The organism is Phocaeicola sp. (genome assembly GCF_048170425.1).
GTDB lineage: Bacteria > Bacteroidota > Bacteroidia > Bacteroidales > Bacteroidaceae > Phocaeicola.
In genome coordinates this window covers 1-22,814 of the sequence record NZ_DBEXBB010000041.1, presented here as the reverse complement: position 1 = coordinate 22,814, position 22,814 = coordinate 1, and the positions used below count along the sequence as shown (strand labels likewise).

The window sequence follows — 22,814 nt, the reverse complement described above, 5'->3', positions numbered from 1 at the left end:
AACCTGACATTATTTTACATAATAAAAGAGGTATTTGACACAAATAGTTTCCAAATTACATGCGGAATGATTAACTTTGTGCCGTTTTTGAGTAATAAAAAAGCTTCTTAATTCAGAAGAGAAAACAAGTATGGTAAAAAAGACAAAAAACAACGAGATTCTGGTAAGTGCAGAAGGTAACGACATTCCGATGATGGCAGAAATTGAAACGCTTCCGGTAGACAATGCAACGGACGACCTCACGGGAGAACTGCCCGTCATGCCCCTGCGCAACCTTATGATATTTCCCTCTATTGTCATGCCTGTCAACGTAGGGCGGCAACCCACATTAAAATTAGTCAACCAGGCACTTCGGAGCAAAGAGCCTATCGTTATCACCACACAGATAGCAAGTGAGGTAGATTCACCCAAGCAGAAGGACTTGTTTCCCATTGCCGTAATTGGGAAAGTGCTCCGTGTGTTCGAAATGCCAGGAGGAACTATTACGGCTATCCTTCAGGCCACCGGTCCGAAAGTGCAGCTGGAAGAAATCACCTCTACTCGCCCTTTCCTGAAGGGTAAGGTTTCGGTGATTGAAGAGGATATGAAGGACGAGAAATCCGATGAATTCAAGACACTGATTGACACTTGCAAGGAATTGAGTGCCAAGGTAATTGAATTGTCCGATGAGATTTCGCCCGACACGTCTTTCGCCTTGAAGAATCTGGACAACAACGAAGTGCTGGTCAACTTCATTTCCGGCAACTTTCCGTTCCCTGTCAACGAGAAATACGAATTGCTACAGGTGAACAACCTGAAAGACCGTTTGTACCGCCTTATCCAGTTGCTGAACAAGCATATTCAGCTGGCCACCTTGAAGCAGAGCATACAGATGCGTACACGCGAGGAACTCGACCGCCAGCAACGTGAATACTTCCTCCAGCAACAAATCAAGAACATTCAGGATGAGCTGGGCAACGGTCAGGACGACGAGATTGACGAACTTCGCAAGAAGGGAGAAAAGAAACACTGGAAACCGGAAGTGAAAGAGACTTTCGAGCGTGAATTGTCCAAACTGGAACGCATCAACCCGCAATCGCCCGACTATAACGTGCAACTGACTTATCTTCAGACATTGCTCTCACTTCCATGGGGCGTGTACACGCAGGATGTCATCGACATTCCGAATGCCAAGAAGATACTTGACAAGGAACACTACGGACTGGAGAAGGTAAAAGAACGTATTCTGGAGCATCTGGCCGTGCTGAAGCTGAAAGGTGACCTGAAGTCGCCGATTATCTGCCTTTATGGTCCTCCGGGAGTAGGAAAAACTTCTCTGGGACGTTCCATCGCTACGGCTCTGAAACGGAAATACGTACGTATGTCGCTAGGTGGCGTGCACGATGAAGCCGAAATCCGCGGTCACCGCAAGACGTACATAGGTGCCATGCCAGGACGTATCATCAAGAGCCTGATTAAAGCGGAAACGTCTAATCCAGTCATCATCCTGGATGAGATTGACAAGCTGAGCAGCGATAGCCACGGTGACCCAAGCTCGGCCATGCTGGAAGTGCTCGACCCGGAACAGAACAACACGTTCCACGACAATTACGTAGACATTGATTACGACTTGTCCAACATCATGTTCATCGCTACGGCCAACAACCTAAGTACCATCCCTTCTCCGTTACTCGACCGTATGGAGTTGATTGAAGTAAGCGGTTACATCACCGAAGAAAAGATTGAAATCGCCCGCCGTCACCTCATTCCGAAAGAAATGGAGAAGAACGGTCTGAAGAAGGAACACGTGAAGTTTAGCAAGGCGGCTATTGAATACATCATCGAAAACTATACCCGTGAAAGCGGCGTGCGTGAGCTGGAAAAGAAAATCAGCAAGGTAATGCGTAAAATCGCACTGGAAATTGCCAGCGATGAGTTTACCGAAACCCACGAACTGAAACCGAAAGACATCGAGAAGTTCCTCGGTGCACAGGAATATTCCCGCGACAAATATCAGGGCAATGAATATGCCGGCGTAGTGACGGGACTGGCCTGGACGGCCGTAGGTGGTGAGATTCTGTTCGTAGAAACCAGCCTGAGCCGTGGAAAGGGACAACTGACCCTGACCGGTAACCTGGGTTCGGTAATGAAGGAATCGGCCATGCTGGCACTGGAGTATCTGAAAGCGCACAGCCACCTGCTGGATTTGCCGGAGGGTATCTTCGACAACTGGAACATCCATATCCACGTGCCGGAAGGAGCTATTCCGAAAGACGGGCCTTCTGCCGGTATCACCATGGTCACTTCACTGGCTTCTGCGCTTACCCAGCGTAAGGTGAAAGCCAACCTGGCCATGACGGGCGAAATCACCCTTCGCGGAAAGGTACTTCCCGTAGGCGGTATCCGCGAGAAAATCCTGGCGGCCAAACGTGCCGGAATCAAGGACATCATCCTGTGCGAGGAAAACCGCAAGGATATCAATGAAATCCAGCCGATGTACCTCACAGGAATGACCTTCCACTACGTGAAAGATATCAAGGAGGTGCTCCGCCTGGCTCTGACCGACGAAAAAGTGGCCGATGCCATCGACTTTACCATCAAAGAAGAAAAGAACAAAGAAAACCCGGCACAATGAAATTTGAATTACAATATACGGACCCCAAATCGAATGCCCGCGCCGGTCTGATTACGACAGACCACGGGCAGATTGAGACCCCTATTTTCATGCCGGTAGGCACACTGGGTACGGTGAAAGGTGTGCATCTTCACGAACTGAAGAATGACATCAAGGCTCAGATTATCCTGGGAAATACGTACCATCTCTACCTGCGCCCCGGACTGGATATCATCGAGGGGGCTGGCGGACTCCATAAATTCAACGGATTCGACCGTCCGATGCTGACCGATAGCGGTGGCTTCCAGGTATTCTCTCTTTCCGGCATCCGCAAGTTGCGCGAAGAGGGTGTGGAATTCCGCTCCCACATTGACGGCTCGAAGCATTTGTTTACTCCCGAACGGGTGATGGACATCGAGCGTACCATCGGTGCCGACATCATGATGGCCTTCGACGAGTGTGCCCCCGGTACTTCCGACTACAATTATGCCAAGAAGTCTATGGAGCTGACTCACCGCTGGCTGGACAGATGTTGCACCCGCTTCAACGAAACGGAGCCCAAGTACGGCTACAACCAGTCGCTCTTCCCCATCGTACAGGGATGCGTATATCCTGATTTGCGCCGCCAGTCGGCCGAATACATCGCCTCGAAGAATGCCGACGGTAACGCCATCGGCGGACTGGCCGTAGGTGAGCCTACCGAGAAGATGTACGAGATGATTGAGGTGGTCAACGAGATTCTGCCTAAAGACAAGCCCCGCTACCTGATGGGTGTAGGTACTCCAGTCAACATTCTGGAGGGTATCGAACGCGGTGTAGACATGTTCGACTGCGTGATGCCGACCCGTAACGGACGAAACGGCATGCTTTTTACCAAAGACGGTATCATGAACATGCGCAACAAGAAATGGGAGAACGACTACTCACCCATCGAAGCCGACGGAGCATCTTACGTAGACACGATGTACAGCCGTGCCTACCTGCGCCACCTGTTCCACGCACAGGAGCTGCTGGCCATGCAGATTGCCTCTATCCATAACCTGGCCTTCTACCTCTGGCTCGTAGGTGAAGCCCGCAGGCACATCATCGCCGGCGATTTCTCTACCTGGAAACCGGCCATGGTGAAACGTTTATCTACCCGATTGTAATTGTAGTTTACGATAAGTATGAAACACAACGTGTTCCAGTTGTTCCGCTCCTACTTGCAAGCTGGAAAGGAACAACTGAAAAATTTAAAAGGAAATCCGTTCAAGAAGAAATGGTTGAAACGGCTGGACAGGTACATCATTGTGAAGTTCCTGGGCACCTACTTTTTTGCCATCGCCCTGATTATCTCCATCGCCGTGGTGTTCGACATCAATGAGAACATTGACGACTTCATCAACAACAAGGCACCTATCAGTGCCATCATTTTCGACTATTACCTGAACTTCATTCCTTATTACACGAACCTCTTCAGTCCGTTGTTCGTATTCATTGCCGTAATTTTCTTTACGTCGAAGCTGGCAGAGAACTCCGAAATTATTGCCATGTTCTCTACCGGAATGAGCTTCAAGCGCCTGATGGTGCCCTACATGATTTCGGCCGCCATCATCGCACTGGTCACCTACGTGCTGAGCACTGAGGTGATTCCTACCGGAAGCGTCACCCGACTGAAGTTTGAGCAGGTGTACAAGAACAAGAAGCGGGCGGACTACGTACGCAACATCCAGCTGGAGGTAGACACAGGCGTAATTGCCTACATGGAGCGCTACGAGGACTACAACAAGACGGCTTACCGCTTCTCGCTCGACAAGTTTGAAGACCACAAGCTGGTATCACACCTCACGGCCCGCCGCATTACGTACGACACCACCACCGTGCACCGCTGGATTATCAAGGACTACATGATTCGTGAAATGAAGGGCATGCGTGAAACCATCACCCGTGGCGACCGTCTGGATTCCATCATCAACATGGAACCGCAGGACTTCCTCATCACGCGCGGCCAGCAGGAAACGATGACCAGTCCCCAGCTCCGGGAATACATCGACAAGCAGAAACAACGAGGCTTCGCCAACATCAAGGTGTTCGAAGTGGAATACTACCGGCGCATCGCCACCTCGTTCGCGGCCTTCATTCTGACAGTCATCGGACTCTCGCTTTCGTCACAAAAACGGAAAGGAGGTATGGGGCTCCACCTGGGAATCGGTATCGGACTGAGTTTCTCCTACATCCTGTTCCAGACCATCTCGTCCACCTTCGCCATCAACGGAAACGCGCATCCGAACTTGGCCGTGTGGATTCCGAACATACTGTATCTGTTCATTGCGATTTATCTCTACCGCAAGGCACCGAAATAAAAACAGCATCTCCTCACAAATCACCACGGTTCATGGGTTTGTGAGGAGATGCTGTTTTCGTACACCGCCCTTTTACTTGTCAATCTGACTCTCGGTAAACGGGTCGGCACGATGCCCCATAAGGTCTATTTGTGCATACTCCTTGTCAAATTCTTCCATCTCGCAAGCTGTGAGCCGCACATGAGCCGCCCCTAGGAAATCATCAAGATGGTTCGGATTCGTTGTGCCGGGGATGGGAGCAATCCATGACTTACGCGAAAGCATCCATACCAAGGCAAACTGAGCCGGAGTAATATTCTTGCGTTCTGCCCATTTACGCACAAGTGACACAAGCGGCATATTATGTTTCAAGGCTTCAGGAGTGAATTGTGGCAATGTGGCCCGCCGGTCGGGTTTCTCAAAACGGCTTCCTTCATGAATCACCCCTGTGAGGAAGGCCCGTCCCAACGGACAATAAGGCACAAAACCGATACCCAGTTCTTCCAGCGTAAGAAATATTTTGGTCTCCGGTTCCCGCCACCAGATGGCATACTCGCTCTGTACGGCCGAAAGCGGACAAACGGCATGTGCCCGACGAATAGAACGCGCACTGGCTTCCGACAAGCCCCAGTGCAAAACTTTTCCTTCCTGCATCAGTTCCTTTACCGTACCTGCCACCTCTTCCATCGGCACCTTCGGGTCTACACGGTGCTGATAAAGCAAGTCTATGTGATCCGTGCGCAAACGTCGTAATGAACCTTCCACTGCCCGACGAATATGGTCAGGCCGGCTATTCAAGGCCGTGGGTTGCTTCTCTTCCACCCCGAAACCAAACTTCGTACCAATTTTTACTTTTTCACGAAAAGGAGCAAGTGCCTCGCCTACCCACTCCTCACTGGTGTAAGGGCCGTACACCTCCGCCGTATCAAAGAAAGTAACTCCCTGATCATAAGCCCGACGAATCAAGGCAATCATATCCTTCTTTTCATACCGTCCGCCATAGTAGCCTACCATGGGAAGACAGCCAAGCCCGATAGCCGATACATTCAGTCCCCCCAGATTGCGATGCTCCATATCTCCGCGTACAAACTTGCCTTTACCATCTGATGACTGGGAGAAGACCTTCGATACACCTGTCCATGCACATACCGCGGAAAAAGCGGCTACAGACGACATCTTCAAAAAATCCCTTCTATCCATAATCTGAATCCTTTTTATGAGCCACAACGACTCATCAGTCCTCGTAATATTTCCATTTCGTTATCCGTCAGTTGGAAAGGAAAACTTTCCTTTTCGTGTGCGATAATTTCGTCCTCCTGCACTAAAAAGCATTGTACCACTCTTTCCGTAGTGGTATGATAACGGTCTGCCATGAAACAGACCACCTCATCCTCGTATAAATCGGCAGGAATGTCCATTGGATTATTATTCATCTTTTCTTGTTCCTTGATACAGCAAAATTACCGTAGCACCGCCAGAAGGCTGTAACAATAAATCGGAAGGTCGTACCGTTTTTACTGATTTTACACATTCGCATGCGGATAATTGGCTGAGATAATGTATTTTTGTGTATGAACGTCAAAAACCGACACACGGAAACACATGAGCAAGATTTTAAAAATTAAGAACGTAGGCGACTATAGCCAGTGGCTGGGGCACACGGACACGCATCCGCTAGTCAGCGTCATTGACTATGCAGAGGTGTCGCCCGTACGCCATAGTCTGAACAACTACAGCGTGTATGGCATCTTCTTTCACGATGAGGCGAACATCGACCTGGACTACGGATGCGGCAAATACGATTACAAGGAAGGAACCGTCATTTGTGTGGCTCCCGGACAGATAGGAGGAAAAGAGGACAATGGTGAGCTGGTCAACCTGACGGGATGGGCCTTGCTCTTTCACCCCGATTTGTTGCAGGGCACGGCACTGGAGAAGCATATCAGGAAGTATTCATTTTTTGACTACCGCGTGAACGAGGCCCTGCACATGACCGACGAGGAACACGATATCTTCGTTTCGCTGATGCGCCAGATAAAAGATGAGCTCCAGAAAAAGCACGACGGGCTTCAGGATGCCATCATTACAGGTTACATTGAACTGATGCTGAACTTCTGCCAGCGTTTCTACAACCGCCAGTTCATCACCCGCAAGCTTGCCAATTCGGACATTCTCATGAAATTCGACCAGCTGCTGCGCGATTACTACGAAGAGAAAATCCAGCTTACCTCGGGCATGCCCACCGTGCAATACTGTGCCGACAAGCTATGCATGTCGGCTAACTATTTCGGCGACCTTATCAAGAAGATGACCGGAGACACGGCCAGCAACTACATCCGCCAGGACCTCATCCAGCGAGTGAAGAACGAACTCGCCAGCGGGGCAAGCATCTCGCAAGTGGCCTACGAACTAGGTTTTGACTACCCCCAGCACCTGAGCCGCATGTTCAAGAAATTCTGCGGATATACCCCTACTGATTATCTCAGGCAGATACAGAAAAAAACCGACTGCTGATGAACTCGGCAACCGGGCTTTTCTCGTCTTTGTACGCACCGCAGAGACACATCGTATATCACTTCAGGTACGTCTGGAAAAAATGCGTAATCTTGTCAAAAGGAATCACATCCAGCTGGTCGTACAAGTCGACGTGATTGGCTCCCGGAATAATCAGCAACTCCTTGTTGTCGCCCTTCAGCTTCCTGAAGGCATCTTCACTGAAATAGCGCGAATGGGCTTTCTCTCCGTGAATCATGAGCACGGCACTACGTATCTCATCGCTATACGACAGGATGGGCATGTTCATAAACGACAAGGAAGAAGTCTTGTTCCACCCGTTATTGGAGTTCAGCGAACGCTTATGATAGCCGCGCGGGGTCTTGTAATATCCGTAATAGTCCTTCACAAACTGGGGTGCATCATCGGGAAGCGGGTCTACCACCCCTCCTGCCAGCGCATACGTGCCCTTGCGGTAGTCTTCCGTACGCTGGGCGTTGAGCTGCTTGCGAAGCTCATAGCGCGCATCGGCATCCATGGCATCGAAATAGCCGTTGGCATTCACCCGGCTCATATCGTACATCGTAGCGGTGACGGTAGCCTTGATGCGCGTGTCGATGGCCGCCGCATTCAGCGCCATGCCTCCCCATCCGCAAATGCCCAGTATTCCGATACGGTCGGCATCCACCTGTTCGCAGGTAGAAAGGAAATCCACCGCCGCACAGAAGTCCTCCGTGTTGATATCCGGAGAAGCCACATAGCGAGGTTCGCCCCCACTCTCACCGGTATACGAGGGGTCGAAGGCAATGGTCAGGAATCCTCGCTCAGCCAGTATCATGGCATACAGGCCCGACGATTGTTCCTTCACCGCCCCAAAGGGTCCGCTCACGGCAATGGCCGGAAATTTTCCTTCGGCCTGCCTGGGCACGTACATGTCGGCCGCCAGCGTAATGCCATAGCGGTTGGTAAAAGTCACTTTCCGGTGGTTCACCTTGTTGCTCAACGGGAACACCTTGTCCCATTCGTGTGTCAAATTCAAACTCTTTTCCATCTTCATCTCCGATTTTAAACCGTCCGTTGTGGCAAGCAGGCTGCCCGTAGTCAGAAGCCAGACCGCCGATGCCGCGCACAACGTCTTCCACAATATATCCATATAGTTATCACTCTATTATTCTACGAAGGCAAAAATAACACAAAAGCCCCACAGAGACATTTCCGTGAGGCTCAAATATCGTTTCTGAAAAGTTCAAATGCACGAGGGAGCGGCCAGTGCCGTAGGCGGGATGCCGTAGCGTTTCTTGAAGGCCGTAGAGAAGTGCGAGGGGTTCTTGAAGCCCACCTCCGCATAGACGTCGACCACCTTCCGCCGTTCTTCCTTCAGCAGGTGATAGGCCACTTCCAGGCGCTTGCGAATCAGCCATTTTTCGGGTGTCAGTTCGCTCACCTTCTTGAAGTCGCGCTTGAAGGTGGCCAGGCTACGGCCCGTGTAATGCGCCAGCTCCTCCAGGGTGAACTCGTACATGTAGTTCTCGTTCATGAAGTCAAGAATGTCCATCTTCCACGGTGTGCTGAAGTCGAACAACGCAGTCATGAAGCGCTTATCGATATGAAGCAGGGCCAGCAATCCTTCCTGCAACTTCAGTTGCATCACGTCGTCCTGCGGTTTCACTTCCGGATTGAAGTAAGGAGTCATCGAAGCAAACAGGCTCTCAATCTCGGCCGAAGGTGGGAGCTTCATCACGCCGAGCACGAACTTCTCCACGGGCTCTGCCTTGTCCGTGTGGCGGGTATACTTTCCGTGCATCTCCCGAAGGAAGGAACGGGTGAAGCACATGTAAATCCCGCAATACTGCTCTCCGCCCGAGGCTTTCTTGTACATGGTCACACGATGGTCGCGCGGAATGAACACACACTCTCCTTTTCCCACGTGTATCTGCCGGTGCCCGTCGTCGAGCACCATCTCGCCCGACAGGACATAGTTCATGGCATATTCCCTGGAACGGTGCACGCACGCATCGGCATCGTCATAGAAAAAGCTGAAAAACACATTCTGGTAATTGAATATGACTTTCATGGGGTTATGGCGTGAGGTTGTAGGTTCTGTTATCATCTTCTTCTCATTTTCGTGAATAGGGTCCGGCACAAAGATACAAATAAAAATGTCCCGGCTATCATCACGGCGGGGCAAAACAAAAACTCCTTTGCGGGCACCGTTCCGGCCACGCAAAGGAGTTTCTTTCTTCAGGGTTTCCCAAGGTCTGCAAACCACTCGCCTCAGACGGGCAGTCCGTATACCTTATTATATATTAGTAACCCAATTCTTTTTCAAGAGCGTTGTATTTTTCCTTGTCAAGCTTCCAGTAGATGTTCAACAGGTACTGACCCCACAACTGACGGTTGTCTGGTTTAGCTTCTTTTGCTTTTTCATAAAAAGGCTGAGCTTTTTCATACAATTCCTTGATTTTTGCTTCGTTGGCAGCATACTTCGGATCGTCCATAGAAAGCTTAGAGTTTTCTTCTACGATTTCCTGAGCCGGGAAGAATGAGCAGTCACCAATCTTAGAATAAGCTTCAGCTACGAAGTCTTTACCTTCCGCAATAATCTGGTTGAATGTAGCGATGGCACCTTCATAATCTTTCTTTTCATACTGAAGCACACCCTTCACGTACATGAAGTACGGAGTAGAGTTCTTAGCCAGTACGGCATCCATCTGAGCCAGACCTTCGTCAATCTTACCTTTCTGGATGTAGTAATCCATCAGGTTACCGATGAAGTATTCCTGTGACGGGAATTTTTCTACACCTTCCTGGATAGTAGTCAACCATTTTGCAGAGTCAGGAGTCTCACCTTTTCCGTAAGCTTCTGCCAGACACATCAGTGAACGGTAACCTTCTTCTTTGTGTTCCTTACCAATAGTAGCGTATTTGATTACGGCTGCATTGTCTTTCAATGAGTTAGCGGCAAGGGCTGCATAATTGGCAATCAGCGGAGTCAGGGTGTCATTCTTCACGGCTGCTTCTTCTTCAAACAATGCATTCTGCGGAGCATCTACGTATAGGCCGAAGAACTTCAGGGCATTGGCATAGTTACCTGCGTTGTAAGCGTCCGAACCGGCGTTTGTCAACTGAGGACGTACAGTAGCCAAAGTCTTAGCCAATTTCTTTCTCAGTTTCGGTTTCTTCAATTCGCCACTCTTCACCTTAGCCTGTTCTACTTCGTCACACTTCGTGTAATATTCGAACATTTTAGCCAAGCTGTTATACAATTTGGCGGTATCAGCCTTCCCTCCCGGCAAATACAGTTTCATGTTTTCATCGTCATAGATAGACTTCTGGAAATCACCTGCCAGCTTCCATGTTTCAGGATCATTGGCAGTAGAAGGATCTGTCAAAGCAGGTTCGATGATTTTTGCTGCCTTCACGGGATCGCTCTTGGCAGATTTTGCTTCCTTTACCACGCTTTCCTGAGCAGAAACAGCACATGCAGTAAAGAACAAAGCGGCTGAGAATAATACTTTTTTCATAAGGTTTAAATTTAGTAATACAAATATTCAAGTTAGTTTTTGTCCGGATTATTCATTCGGTTCACCGTCGGCGGGCTGAATGTTTTCTCCGTCGGCTGGCTGGATGTCCAGTGCCGGAGTTTCTTCATCCTGAATCTTCTCTTCTTCGTTTTCAGAAGCTACCTTACATACGGAACCAATCTGGTCGTTGCGCTTTTCAAGGTCAATCAGGCGCACACCTTGTGTGGCACGTCCCATGATACGTACTTCAGCAACCTTCAGGCGGATGGTGATGCCCGACTTGTTGATAATCATCAGGTCGTTCTCGTCGGTTACCGACTTGATAGCTACCAGGTTTCCAGTCTTATCCGTAATGTTCAGCGTCTTCACACCCTTTCCGCCACGGTTAGTCTTGCGATAGTCTTCAATGTCCGAACGCTTACCGTAACCATTTTCAGATACCACCATGATGGTCTCCGTTTCAGGGTCTTTGATACAAATCATTCCAATTACTTCATCCTGACCGTCTTCATCGAGTGTGATACCACGTACACCAGTAGCCGTACGTCCCATTTCGCGTACCGCACTTTCATGGAAACGGATGGCACGACCGTTGCGGTTGGCAATCACGATTTCGTTGTTCCCGTTGGTCATACGTACTTCAATCACACGGTCGTCTTCGCGGATAGTAATGGCATTCACACCGTTCTGGCGCGGACGGGAATATTGTTCGAGCAACGTCTTCTTGATGACACCGTTCTTCGTACAGAAGAGCACATAGTGACTATTGATGAATTCCGTGTCGTTCAGATTCTTCACACGCAAGTAAGCCGTTACCACATCGTCTGCCTCTATGTTCAGCAAGTTCTGGATGGCACGCCCCTTCGAAGTCTTGTTACCTTCCGGAATTTCATATACCTTGAGCCAGTAGCACTTACCCTTCTGCGTGAAGAACAGAAGCGTGTTGTGCATAGTAGCCGGATAGATATGTTCGATGAAGTCTTCGTTACGGGTTTCACTTCCTTTCGAGCCTACGCCGCCACGGTTCTGTGCACGGAACTCAGAAAGCGGTGTACGCTTGATGTATCCCATGTGCGAGATGGTGATGACCATTTCGTCATCGGCATAGAAATCTTCCGGATTGAACTCTTCCGAAGCATATACGATTTCCGAACGACGGTTGTCACCGTATTTTTCTTTCACTTCGAGCAGTTCGTCCTTGATGACCTTCTTGCAAAGTTCCTCGTTGCTCAGAATTTCCTCAAAGTAAGCGATTTGCTTCATCAGATCTTCATATTCAGCGTGAAGCTGATCTTGCATCAGTCCGGTAAGCTGGCGCAAGCGCATTTCTACAATGGCACGTGCCTGGATTTCGCTCAGGTTGAAGCGGGCCATCAGGTTCGTGATAGCTTCGTTCGGAGTCTTGGCGGCACGGATGATGCGAATTACTTCATCAATGTTGTCCGAAGCGATAATCAGTCCTTCCAGAATATGCGCACGTTCTTTGGCCTTGCGCAAGTCGTAACGCGTACGGCGGATTACCACCTCATGACGGTGTTCCACAAAATATTTAATCAGTTCCTTCAGGTTGAGCAGACGCGGACGACCATGAACCAAGGCCACGTTGTTCACACCAAAAGAAGTCTGAAGCATAGTCATCTTGTAAAGCTTGTTGAGCACTACGCTGGCGTTGGCATCACGCTTGATATCAATGACGATACGCATACCTTCGCGGTCGGTCTCGTCGTTCACATTCGAAATACCTTCGATTTTCTTGTCGTTCGACAAATCAGCAATGCTCTTGATCAGCTCCGCCTTGTTCACACCGTACGGAATCTCGGTCACTACAATCTTGTCGTGTGTAGGATGCGATTCGATTTCGGCCTTGGCACGCATTACCACACGTCCGCGTCCGGTTTCGTAGGCATCGCGCACACCGCTGATACCATAAATATATCCTCCGGTCGGGAAGTCGGGTGCCTTAATATACTGCATCAGGCCGTCTACGTCAATTTCATTGTTATCGATGTATGCCACGCAAGCGTCAATGACTTCACGCAGGTTATGTGTCGGCATATTGGTAGCCATACCTACAGCAATACCCGAAGCACCGTTCACCAGCAGGTTCGGGATGCGGGTCGGCATAACGGTAGGTTCCTGCAACGTATCGTCGAAGTTGTTGGTAAAGTCTACGGTCTCCTTGTAAAGGTCCTGCATCATTTCCTCACCAATCTTCTTCAGACGAGCCTCCGTATATCGCATGGCAGCGGCACTATCACCGTCGATAGAACCGAAGTTACCCTGACCGTCTACCAGCGGATAACGCATCGCCCAGTCCTGTGCCATACGCACCAGGGCGCCATACACAGACGAGTCGCCGTGAGGGTGATACTTACCCAGTACTTCACCTACGATTCTGGCCGCTTTTTTATACGGTTTGTCGGATGTATTTCCCAGTTCCATCATTCCGTAAAGAATACGGCGGTGAACCGGCTTGAATCCGTCTCTTACATCAGGGAGGGCGCGTGCCACGATTACTGACATGGAGTAATCAATGTACGACGACTTCATTTCCTCTTCGATGTTGATTTTTATAATTCTGTCTTGTTCTTGCATTTAATACATTATTAATTATACTTCCTTTCAAGGCTTGTGAAAAACCATGCTAAAGTACGACTTTTAGCGGATATACAAAAACTTTTCCACCAAAAAATACGTATAGGCCTCCATTTGGAGACACTTGCAGGAAATGTGGCACGCATTTTGTTAAATAGAAAGAAAGACTTGATGAGGAGTCTTTATAATAATGTATATTTGCAAGCCATTTTGAATATAAACGATTGGAGAAGATATGAATTTGATGAGCAACGAATTTACACAACAAGTGTCTGACATCGTCGTCTACGGGAAAGAGGAGGCCAACCGCCTTCAGAACGACCATATCGAACCAGAACATCTGGTATTGGGCATCTTGCGTGATGAAGAGTGTAAAGCTGCCGAAATATTGAAATCGTTCTATCTGAATCTGAAAGATATCAAGAACGAACTGGAAATACAATTACGGAAGAAGTCCATACTTGAGAATTATTCGCAGGACATCTCATTCAGCGAAGAGGCCTCCAAAATACTGATACTAAGCAAACTGGAAGCCAAGCTGATGAATGACGAAAAAGTAGATACCCCTCATGTTTTATTGGCCATTATGAGAGACAACCAGAATAACGCATATAAAATATTGGAAAAGAACGACGTAACTTACAAAAAGATAATAGACCGTATGAAACAGGAGGAAGCTCCTCTTGACGGGCTGGATTTCAATGACGACGAAGAAGAGGAAGGCATCGGACGTCGCGGAAACGCAGATAAGAACAACGATAGCTTCGGCTCTTCTGCCAACCGTCAGGCCACTCAGACTGAACAAAAACAAGCGGATGGTGGTACGCCTTACCTTGATAATTACGGTATCGACCTGACCAAGGCGGCCGAAGGAGGGAAACTCGACCCCGTGGTAGGCCGTGAGAAAGAAATTGAACGTATCGCACAGATTCTGAGTCGGCGCAAAAAGAACAACCCCATTCTGATTGGCGAACCGGGCGTGGGAAAATCGGCCATCGCCGAAGGTCTGGCGCTCCGTATAGTGGAGAAACGAGTTTCACGTGCCTTATTCGGCAAGCGTATCGTTTCGCTCGACATGACGGCAGTAGTTGCCGGAACCAAGTATCGCGGACAATTTGAAGAACGCATTCGTGCCATTCTGACAGAAGTAAAGAAACACCCTGACATCATTCTGTTCATTGACGAGATACATACCATCGTGGGAGCCGGCTCAGCAGCCGGTTCCATGGATGCGGCCAACATGTTGAAGCCGGCACTGGCGCGTGGAGAAATCCAATGCATCGGAGCCACCACCCTCGATGAGTACCGCAAGAACATCGAAAAAGACGGAGCACTGGAACGCCGCTTCCAGAAGGTACTGGTAGAACCTACCTCACCTGAAGAAACGTTGCAGATTCTCCAGAACATCAAGGATAAATACGAAGAGCATCATAACGTGACTTACACGGCCGAGGCGCTGGAGGCCTGCGTACGCCTGACCGACCGCTATGTAACCGACCGCTATTTCCCCGACAAGGCCATCGACGCCCTGGACGAAGCGGGCTCTCGCATCCACCTCACCCACATCTCCGTACCTCGGGAAATTGAGGAGCAGGAGCGATTGATTGAGGAAGCACAACAACATAAGAATGAAGCCATTCGCTTGCAGAACTTCGAGCTGGCCGCCAGTTTCCGTGACCGCGAGAACCAGTATACGGAACAATTGGAACGCCTGAAAAATGAATGGAAGGAGAAGTTGAAGGACAACCGGGAGACAGTAGACGCACCGCAGATAGAGGAAGTGGTTTCTATGATTTCGGGTGTGCCCGTGCAACGCATGGCGCAAGCGGAAGGTGTACGACTGAAGGGCATGAAGCAGGCACTGCTTTCGAAGGTTATCGGACAAGACAAGGCGGTAGAGACACTGGTAAGAAGTATCCAGCGAAGCCGTGTGGGACTGAAGGACCCGAACAAGCCTATCGGTACGTTCCTTTTCTTAGGACCGACGGGGGTAGGAAAGACGCACCTGGCAAAAGAGCTGGCCAAGAACATGTTCGGCACTACCGATGCCATTATCCGTATCGATATGAGCGAATACATGGAGAAATTCACCGTGTCACGTCTGGTTGGAGCTCCTCCGGGATACGTGGGCTACGAAGAAGGCGGACAACTGACAGAGAAGGTGCGCCGTCATCCCTACTCTATCGTATTGCTGGATGAAATCGAGAAGGCTCATTCCGACGTGTTCAACATGTTGTTACAGGTGATGGACGAAGGCCGGTTGACGGATAGCCTGGGACGGACCGTGGATTTCAAGAATACCATTATCATCATGACGTCCAACATCGGTACGCGCCAGCTGAAGGAATTCGGCAAGGGCATCGGCTTCACGGCACAGACCGGAGAAAACGAAAAAGAGCATGCCAACAGCGTGATTCGCAAGGCCTTGAACAAATCGTTTGCTCCTGAATTCATCAACCGTCTGGATGAAATCGTGACCTTCGACCAGCTGGATATTGCTTCACTGGAGAAAATCATCGACATCGAGCTGGCGGGACTCTACAAGCGTATCGAAGGTTGTGGTTTCCATCTCCTGCTTGACCAGGAGGCCAAACGTTTCGTAGCAGAAAAAGGCTACGACGTACAGTTCGGTGCCCGCCCGTTGAAACGTTCCATCCAGAACCATCTGGAAGACGGACTGGCAGAGCTGATTATCAACGAAGAACCGCAGACAGGCGATACCTTGCATGTGTACATGAACGACCAAGGCGACGGAGTAGAAATGAAAATAGAAAAAGCGTAACGGGATTCTGACAGAATTTCGGCATACAGACAAAATGTCAGGTACAAACGTATCTGGCATTTTTTTTGTGTAAGGACTGGAAAAAATTTTATTCGAACAATCATAAAAAAACAAAGAGATATGCAAAAAGGTAATATCGGGGTTACAACAGAAAACATATTCCCCATCATAAAGAAGTTCTTGTATAGCGACCATGAAATTTTCCTCCGTGAATTGGTTTCCAATGCGGTGGATGCAACTCAGAAATTGAAGACTCTGGCCGCTACGGGCGATTTTAAAGGTGAACTGGGCGATTTGACGGTACGTGTAAAGGTAGACAAGGAAAACGGTACCATCACCATCAGCGACCGTGGTCTGGGTATGACGGCCGAAGAAATCGACAAGTACATCAACCAGATTGCCTTCTCAGGAGCAAATGACTTTCTGGAAAAATACAAGGACGATGCCAATGCCATCATCGGTCACTTCGGTCTGGGATTCTACTCTGCCTTTATGGTGGCCAAGACGGTAGACATCGTGACCCGTTCTTACAAGGAAGGCGCCAAGGCCGTGAAATGGAGCTGCAACGGAAGTCCTGAGTTTACCCTCGAAGAAACAGAACGTAGCGACCGTGGAACCGACATCATCCTGCATGTGGATGAAGATTGCAAGGAATTCCTGGAAGAATCTCGCTTGCAGGGCTTGCTCACCAAGTATTGTCACTTCCTGGCCGTACCGGTAGCCTTTGGCAAAAAGAAAGAATGGAAAGACGGCAAGCAGGTAGAAACGGAAGAAGACAACCTGATTAACGACACTTGTCCTATCTGGACCAAGAAACCGTCGGACTTGAAGGAAGAGGATTACAAGAAGTTCTACCGTGACCTGTATCCGATGGCCGACGAACCGTTGTTCTGGATTCACCTGAACGTGGACTATCCGTTCAATCTGACTGGTGTGCTCTACTTCCCGAAAATCAAGAGCAACCTCGATTTGCAACGTAACAAGATTCAGTTGTATTGCAACCAGGTATATGTGACCGACTCGGTAGAAGGTATCGTGCCCGACTTTCTGACCCTGCTTCACGGTGTCATCGATTCTCCGGACATTCCGTTGAACGTATCTCGTTCTTACTTGCAGAGCGATTCGAACGTGAAGAAGATTTCTACTTACATCACGAAGAAGGTATCCGACCGCTTGCAATCTATCTTCAAGAACGACCGTAAGGAATTTGAAGAGAAATGGGACGACCTGAAGATTTTCATCAACTACGGCATGCTGACTCAGGAAGATTTCTATGAAAAGGCTTCCAAGTTTGCTTTGTTCAAGGATACAGACAACAAGTATTACACCTTCGAAGAATACCAGACATTGATTAAGGATAATCAGACCGACAAGAACGGTAGTCTGATTTACCTCTATGCCAACAACCTGGACGAACAGTACACTTATATCGATGCGGCCAAGAACAAAGGCTACAACGTATTGCTCATGGACGGCCAGCTGGACGTACCGATGATCAACATGCTGGAACAGAAGTTCGAAAAGAGTCACTTCACCCGTGTGGATAGCGACATCGTAGACCGCCTGATTGTGAAAGAAGACCAAAAGGGCGAAGAACTTCCTCACGACAAGCAGGAAGTGCTCAGTTCTTTGTTCAAGGGACAGATGCCGAAGGTAAAGAAAACGGAATTCCACGTAGAAGCACACGCGCTGGGCGAAAACAATGCGCCGATTGTCATCACACAGGCCGAATACATGCGCCGTATGAAAGACATGGCCAGCATCCAGCCGGGCATGAGTTTCTATGGTGAAATGCCTGACATGTTCAATCTGGTATTGAATAGCGACCACCGTCTGATCAAGCAGGTATTGAGCGATGCCGAAACGGCTTGTGCAGAAAAACTTGTACCGGTAGAATCTGAAATCGCCATGCTGACTCTCCGTCGTAACGAGCTCCAGAAAGCACAGGAAGGAAAGAAAGAGGAAGAAATCCCGACCGCCGAAAAAGACGAACTGAACGATGTAGAAAAGAAGATTGAAGCGCAAAAAACCGAAAAGGAAAACATCCTGAACGGTTATGCTGCCGGCAACAAAGTGGTTCACCAACTCATCGACCTGGCCTTGCTGCAAAACAACATGCTGAAAGGAGAAGCCTTGACCAACTTTGTAAAACGAAGCGTAGAAATGATTTAATTTACCCCTCAAAATAGGGAAAGCCATTCTTGCAGGTATGCAGGAATGGCTTTTTTTTATCTTTTATGCAAGTGGATAGAAGATAATTTGTACATTTGCGAAACTATAACATAAAGACGTAACCATGGAAAACAAAACCGAATTGATATTAATCCGTATCAGCGGAGTGGACAGACCGGGGCTGACCGCATCGGTGACCGCCATATTGTCTAAATACCAGGTAGACATTATGGACATCGGACAAGCTGACATTCACAGTACCCTATCACTGGGTATCCTTTTCAAATGCTCCGACCAGGATTCTGGAAATATCATGAAGGAATTGCTTTTCAAGGCTTCAGATTTAGGTATCAACATCCGCTTCTACCCCATTAGCGACGAGGAATACGAGACATGGGTGAACCTGCAAGGAAAACACCGCTATATTCTGACCCTGCTGGGCAGAAAGCTTACGGCACAACAAATTGCCGGTGCCACCAAGATTCTGGCAGAGCAGCAACTGAACATCGACGGTATCCGGCGTCTGACCGGACGTATTCCTCTGGACGAGAAAAAAGCGAACGTGAGGGCCTGCATTGAATTTTCGGTGAGAGGTACACCCAAAGACCGTGAAGAACTACAAAGCCAGCTCATGCAGCTCAGTGCATCACTGGGCATGGACTTCTCGTTCCAGCAAGACAATATGTACCGCCGTATGCGCCGGCTCATCTGCTTTGATATGGATTCCACACTCATTGAAACGGAGGTTATCGACGAACTGGCCATACGGGCTGGTGTGGGCGACCAGGTGAAGGCCATTACGGAAAGAGCCATGCGTGGCGAAATCGACTTTTGCGAAAGTTTCAAGGAACGGGTGGCCCTGCTCAAAGGACTGGATGAGAGCGTAATGCGCGACATTGCCGAACATCTCCCGATTACCGAAGGAGTGGAACGCCTGATGTATGTACTCAAGCGCTACGGATACAAGATTGCCATTCTTTCGGGAGGTTTCACGTATTTCGGCAACTACCTGAAAGAGAAATTCAGCATTGATTATGTGTATGCCAACCAGCTGGAAATCGTAGACGGAAAACTGACCGGCCGCTATTTAGGTGACATCGTAGACGGAAAACGAAAGGCAGAACTGCTCCGCCTGCTGGCACAGGTAGAGAATGTGGACATCGCACAGACAATTGCCGTGGGCGATGGAGCCAACGACCTGCCCATGCTTTCTACGGCAGGGCTGGGAATCGCCTTCCATGCCAAGCCGAAGGTGGTGGCCAATGCGCAACAGGCCATCAATACCATCGGACTGGACGGAGTGCTGTATTTCCTGGGATTCAAGGATTCCTATCTGGACGAACGCGGCAAATTATGATGAAAAGATAAGCAAGCGAGTTTATTAGTTTATAAGTTTTTGAGTTCTTAAGTGAAAGTGAAACGACACAATTTATAAACTTACAAACTCAAAAACTAAAGAAACAAATACTTAACACTGATATATGAAGTTTTCGGAACTGAACTTAGAAGATAGCGTACTCGATGCCTTGGACGCAATGAATTTCCAGGAATGTACACCCGTGCAGGAACACACCATTCCTGTCATCCTGGAAGGAAAGGACCTGATTGGCGTGGCCCAGACAGGTACGGGAAAAACGGCGGCCTACCTGCTTCCGGTGTTGAACCAGTTGAGCAAGGGAGGTTATCCGGAGGATGCCATCAATTGTATCATCATGTCGCCCACCCGTGAGCTGGCCATGCAGATTGACCAGCAGATGGAGGGTTTCTCCTATTTCATGCCGGTGTCAAGCGTGGCGGTGTACGGAGGAAACGACGGTATCCGTTTTGAGCAGGAAAAGAAAGGACTGACTTTGGGAGCGGATGTGGTAATCGCTACTCCGGGACGTCTGATCAGCCACTTAAGCTTAGGTTATGTGGACCTGTCGAAAGTATCCTTCTTCATCCTCGACGAAGCGGACCGTATGCTCGATATGGGATTCTCGGACGACATCATGCAGATTGTCAAATATCTTCCGAAAGAACGGCAGACCATCATGTTCTCTGCCACCATGCCGACCAAAATCCAGCAACTGGCCAAGACCATTCTCCGCGATCCGGTGGAAGTGAAGCTGGCCGTATCCAAGCCGGCGGAAAAAATCATTCAGGCCGCTTACATCTGCTACGAGGCACAGAAACTGGGCATCATCCAATCGCTGTTCCAGTCCCAGCAACCGGAGCGTGTTATCATCTTTGCTTCTTCCAAACTGAAGGTGAAAGAGGTGACCAAGGCCCTGAAACGCATGAAGCTGAATGTGGGCGAAATGCACTCCGACCTGGAGCAGAGCCAGCGTGAGGAAATCATGCACGAGTTCCGCAACCGCCGCATCGACATCCTGGTAGCTACCGACATCGTGGCCCGTGGTATCGACATCGACGACATCCGCCTGGTCATCAACTACGACGTGCCGCATGACAGCGAAGACTACGTACACCGCATCGGACGTACAGCCCGTGCCAATAACGACGGATGTGCCATCACTTTTGTAAGTGAAACCGAGCAGACCCGTTTCAAGCAAATCGAAACATTCTTAGGAAAAGACATTTACAAACTCCCCGTACCTGAAGAACTGGGCGAAGGTCCGGTATATGCTCCCCGCACCTCTAGAAAAGAAGGAGGCAAACAAGTGAAAAACTTCTCCCGCAACAAAAAAAGCGGATGGAAAAAGAAAGGGGGGAACCAAGCAAAAAAACAAGGAGAAAGAACGGTTAAGAACTGATTGCCACACACCTTCCTGACAGCACAAGAAAAGCCCGTACAAGCCTTTAATTTTCACAAAACTTGTACGGGCTTTTCTTGTAAGAGGTTCTGCAACCGCCCTGGAAAAGCCCACTCTCCTATAGTTATTAGCGGAATTTCTTAATGTGAATCCTCAAAACGCGTCTTCAGAAAGTCTGCCAGATTATGGGTTCTAACCTCCTCCGTTGAAATACTTCCGTCCTTCTCTACCACCACATAATGAGGAATACCGTTAAACTGGAAGAGTTCTCGCATATACTTGTATTCCGTATCCGTAAGACGGAAACAAGCTTCACCTTTCAAATGCGTTTCTACATATTCCGCATAAGCTTTCTCTGGAGATTCTGCTTCGCTCGTGATGTAAACAAACTGGAATCCGGGATGATTGCGATATTGCTCACGCAACTTTGCCGTGGCTTGTATACCCTGCCGGCAGGGAGCACAAGTAGTAGCCCAGAAATCCACGAACAGCACCTTGCCCGCATAGGGTGCAATGATACGGCGGAAAATGTCGGTAGCTTTTCCTTCAGGCAGCCGATACGAAGTTTGCTTCGTTACAGGATATAACGTTTTCTGCATCTCACGAACCGTAGCTCGCAGATAAGGGTGACTTACGGTCTTTTCCAGTTGACTGACAAATATTTCAGCATCCTGGCGCCGCTTCAGCACTTCAGACAAGACATAGCGCAAGTTACGCACACAGGCTATCTGCCAAAACAAAGACGAAGAGACACCACACAGACTGTTGACGATACTATCCTTTACCTCACTCATTTTGAGTTGCAAGTGTAACTTCTTTTCATCTTCAGACAACGCCTTGAAATCTTCATCGCTCTGTAATTCTATCTGAATGTTGTAAGCAGGTGCGAGCGGGTCCATGAATTCAAACCGATTGATGAAAGAGCCCACATTGGCATTAGCCAGTACAGACTGCTCATTCAAGGGCATTTCTTTCAGGAACTTATAATAGGAAACATCAGGCTGCACTTTCAGAACCTGATTGGTGGTATCTTTCTGTGCATAGTAATTGCGGGCTAACTGGAACTCCAGATACGTATATCCCGCCTGTAAATTCACCTGGTTATGTATCAACGAAACAGCTTTCTGTGAGGGAGCATAGAGACAACTGAGCGAGTCGGCCTGCTCCTGCCATTGAGTGACAACAGGCGTCAGTTGCTCTTGAAATTGGGCCGGCGTCAGTGTTTTCTGCGCCTGAGCCAGTTTGTCATAGGAATAATTGAAGTGCCCGCTCAGCATCATGGCAAGGTATGACAAACCCGCATTCTTCCCCATGTAGGCAGTGTGAACAAGTGGATAGTTATGGTCACGCGCCCGACTGCGGGCCATAAGGTCCTCCCAATCAAGATAAAGAGTGATCGTATCTCCCGGTTCAGCATAGAAAGGAATCCAGGCATTGTCATTAGTGTCCACTAAAAAATCATAGAATTTCTTTGAAATTATTGAAATTCAATTTGTTATAGGAGATTTTGGGGAGAACGGATTTGAATTTACTTTTGTGGTAATTTTCAGACCGTTATGCATAAAGACCCATATATTT

Annotated in this window: 15 protein-coding genes; 8 read left to right on the top strand and 7 right to left on the bottom strand. The window is 48.9% G+C overall.

Annotated elements, in window-relative coordinates:
- Positions 1-130 precede the first annotated feature (130 nt).
- From lon to ACMJ0U_RS01590, 3 genes are read left to right on the top strand one after another with little or no spacing between them, the layout of a single operon-like run.
- Positions 131-2,614 carry an endopeptidase La gene (lon, locus tag ACMJ0U_RS01600; protein WP_417127739.1) on the top strand — a complete coding sequence of 828 codons (2,484 nt, stop codon included), beginning with the start codon at positions 131-133 and terminating at the stop codon, positions 2,612-2,614.
- Positions 2,611-3,741, top strand: coding sequence for a tRNA guanosine(34) transglycosylase Tgt (gene tgt / locus ACMJ0U_RS01595; protein WP_417127738.1), 1,131 nt, complete (start codon positions 2,611-2,613; stop codon positions 3,739-3,741). Before lon ends, tgt begins: the two co-directional genes overlap by 4 nt.
- A gap of 18 nt (positions 3,742-3,759) precedes the next feature.
- Positions 3,760-4,935, top strand: coding sequence for an LptF/LptG family permease (locus tag ACMJ0U_RS01590; RefSeq protein ID WP_022053961.1), 1,176 nt, complete (start codon positions 3,760-3,762; stop codon positions 4,933-4,935).
- A gap of 72 nt (positions 4,936-5,007) precedes the next feature.
- Here the strand turns inward: ACMJ0U_RS01590 and ACMJ0U_RS01585 are convergent, their stop codons facing one another.
- Together ACMJ0U_RS01585 and ACMJ0U_RS01580 are read right to left on the bottom strand one after the other, a co-directional pair.
- Entirely contained in the window at positions 5,008-6,114 is a 1,107-nt protein-coding gene (locus tag ACMJ0U_RS01585) for an aldo/keto reductase (RefSeq protein WP_417127736.1), read from the bottom strand.
- A 14-nt stretch (positions 6,115-6,128) separates the two neighbouring features.
- On the bottom strand, positions 6,129-6,347 hold the full coding sequence (locus ACMJ0U_RS01580) for a hypothetical protein (protein ID WP_417127735.1): 219 nt from the start codon (positions 6,345-6,347) through the stop codon (positions 6,129-6,131).
- A gap of 169 nt (positions 6,348-6,516) precedes the next feature.
- Between ACMJ0U_RS01580 and ACMJ0U_RS01575 the strand changes: the two genes are divergently transcribed.
- Positions 6,517-7,428, top strand: a complete 912-nt coding sequence (locus ACMJ0U_RS01575) for a helix-turn-helix domain-containing protein (RefSeq protein WP_417127734.1) — start codon at positions 6,517-6,519, stop codon at positions 7,426-7,428.
- Between the two features lie 58 nt (positions 7,429-7,486).
- Here ACMJ0U_RS01575 and ACMJ0U_RS01570 read toward each other — a convergent pair whose 3' ends face one another.
- The 4 genes from ACMJ0U_RS01570 to gyrA form a co-directional block, all read right to left on the bottom strand.
- Positions 7,487-8,560: an alpha/beta hydrolase gene (locus ACMJ0U_RS01570; protein ID WP_417127733.1), complete on the bottom strand. Its 1,074-nt coding sequence runs from the start codon at positions 8,558-8,560 to the stop codon at positions 7,487-7,489.
- A 93-nt stretch (positions 8,561-8,653) separates the two neighbouring features.
- Complete coding sequence (locus ACMJ0U_RS01565) at positions 8,654-9,481, bottom strand: helix-turn-helix domain-containing protein (protein WP_417127753.1); 828 nt, start codon at positions 9,479-9,481, stop codon at positions 8,654-8,656.
- Positions 9,482-9,713: 232 nt separating this feature from the next.
- On the bottom strand, positions 9,714-10,931 hold the full coding sequence (locus tag ACMJ0U_RS01560; RefSeq protein WP_417127731.1) for a tetratricopeptide repeat protein: 1,218 nt from the start codon (positions 10,929-10,931) through the stop codon (positions 9,714-9,716).
- Between the two features lie 48 nt (positions 10,932-10,979).
- Complete coding sequence (gene gyrA / locus ACMJ0U_RS01555) at positions 10,980-13,526, bottom strand: DNA gyrase subunit A (RefSeq protein ID WP_417127730.1); 2,547 nt, start codon at positions 13,524-13,526, stop codon at positions 10,980-10,982.
- Between the two features lie 244 nt (positions 13,527-13,770).
- Here gyrA and ACMJ0U_RS01550 point away from each other — a divergent pair, with 244 nt between their 5' ends.
- From ACMJ0U_RS01550 to ACMJ0U_RS01535, 4 genes are all read left to right on the top strand, one after another.
- Positions 13,771-16,308 carry an ATP-dependent Clp protease ATP-binding subunit gene (locus tag ACMJ0U_RS01550; RefSeq protein WP_417127752.1) on the top strand — a complete coding sequence of 846 codons (2,538 nt, stop codon included), beginning with the start codon at positions 13,771-13,773 and terminating at the stop codon, positions 16,306-16,308.
- Between the two features lie 120 nt (positions 16,309-16,428).
- Entirely contained in the window at positions 16,429-18,480 is a 2,052-nt protein-coding gene (gene htpG / locus ACMJ0U_RS01545; protein WP_417127728.1) for a molecular chaperone HtpG, read from the top strand.
- 124 nt (positions 18,481-18,604) lie between these two features.
- On the top strand, positions 18,605-19,837 hold the full coding sequence (gene serB, locus ACMJ0U_RS01540; RefSeq protein ID WP_417127727.1) for a phosphoserine phosphatase SerB: 1,233 nt from the start codon (positions 18,605-18,607) through the stop codon (positions 19,835-19,837).
- A gap of 124 nt (positions 19,838-19,961) precedes the next feature.
- Positions 19,962-21,236, top strand: coding sequence for a DEAD/DEAH box helicase (locus ACMJ0U_RS01535; protein WP_417127726.1), 1,275 nt, complete (start codon positions 19,962-19,964; stop codon positions 21,234-21,236).
- A 140-nt stretch (positions 21,237-21,376) separates the two neighbouring features.
- Here ACMJ0U_RS01535 and ACMJ0U_RS01530 read toward each other — a convergent pair whose 3' ends face one another.
- Positions 21,377-22,687, bottom strand: coding sequence for a TlpA family protein disulfide reductase (locus tag ACMJ0U_RS01530; RefSeq protein ID WP_417127724.1), 1,311 nt, complete (start codon positions 22,685-22,687; stop codon positions 21,377-21,379).
- Between the last annotated feature and the right edge of the window lie 127 nt (positions 22,688-22,814).

Excerpts from the sequence above, each read along its gene's own strand:
- ACMJ0U_RS01570 (WP_417127733.1), bottom strand. The coding sequence starts at position 8,560 with ATGGATATATTGTGGAAGACGTTGTGCGCGGCATCGGCGGTCTGGCTT.
- ACMJ0U_RS01585 (WP_417127736.1), bottom strand. The coding sequence starts at position 6,114 with ATGGATAGAAGGGATTTTTTGAAGATGTCGTCTGTAGCCGCTTTTTCC.
- ACMJ0U_RS01580 (WP_417127735.1), bottom strand. The coding sequence starts at position 6,347 with ATGAATAATAATCCAATGGACATTCCTGCCGATTTATACGAGGATGAG.
- lon (WP_417127739.1), top strand. The coding sequence starts at position 131 with ATGGTAAAAAAGACAAAAAACAACGAGATTCTGGTAAGTGCAGAAGGT.
- ACMJ0U_RS01535 (WP_417127726.1), top strand. The coding sequence starts at position 19,962 with ATGAAGTTTTCGGAACTGAACTTAGAAGATAGCGTACTCGATGCCTTG.
- ACMJ0U_RS01560 (WP_417127731.1), bottom strand. The coding sequence starts at position 10,931 with ATGAAAAAAGTATTATTCTCAGCCGCTTTGTTCTTTACTGCATGTGCT.
- tgt (WP_417127738.1), top strand. The coding sequence starts at position 2,611 with ATGAAATTTGAATTACAATATACGGACCCCAAATCGAATGCCCGCGCC.
- htpG (WP_417127728.1), top strand. The coding sequence starts at position 16,429 with ATGCAAAAAGGTAATATCGGGGTTACAACAGAAAACATATTCCCCATC.
- gyrA (WP_417127730.1), bottom strand. The coding sequence starts at position 13,526 with ATGCAAGAACAAGACAGAATTATAAAAATCAACATCGAAGAGGAAATG.
- serB (WP_417127727.1), top strand. The coding sequence starts at position 18,605 with ATGGAAAACAAAACCGAATTGATATTAATCCGTATCAGCGGAGTGGAC.
- ACMJ0U_RS01575 (WP_417127734.1), top strand. The coding sequence starts at position 6,517 with ATGAGCAAGATTTTAAAAATTAAGAACGTAGGCGACTATAGCCAGTGG.
- ACMJ0U_RS01590 (WP_022053961.1), top strand. The coding sequence starts at position 3,760 with ATGAAACACAACGTGTTCCAGTTGTTCCGCTCCTACTTGCAAGCTGGA.
- ACMJ0U_RS01550 (WP_417127752.1), top strand. The coding sequence starts at position 13,771 with ATGAGCAACGAATTTACACAACAAGTGTCTGACATCGTCGTCTACGGG.
- ACMJ0U_RS01565 (WP_417127753.1), bottom strand. The coding sequence starts at position 9,481 with ATGAAAGTCATATTCAATTACCAGAATGTGTTTTTCAGCTTTTTCTAT.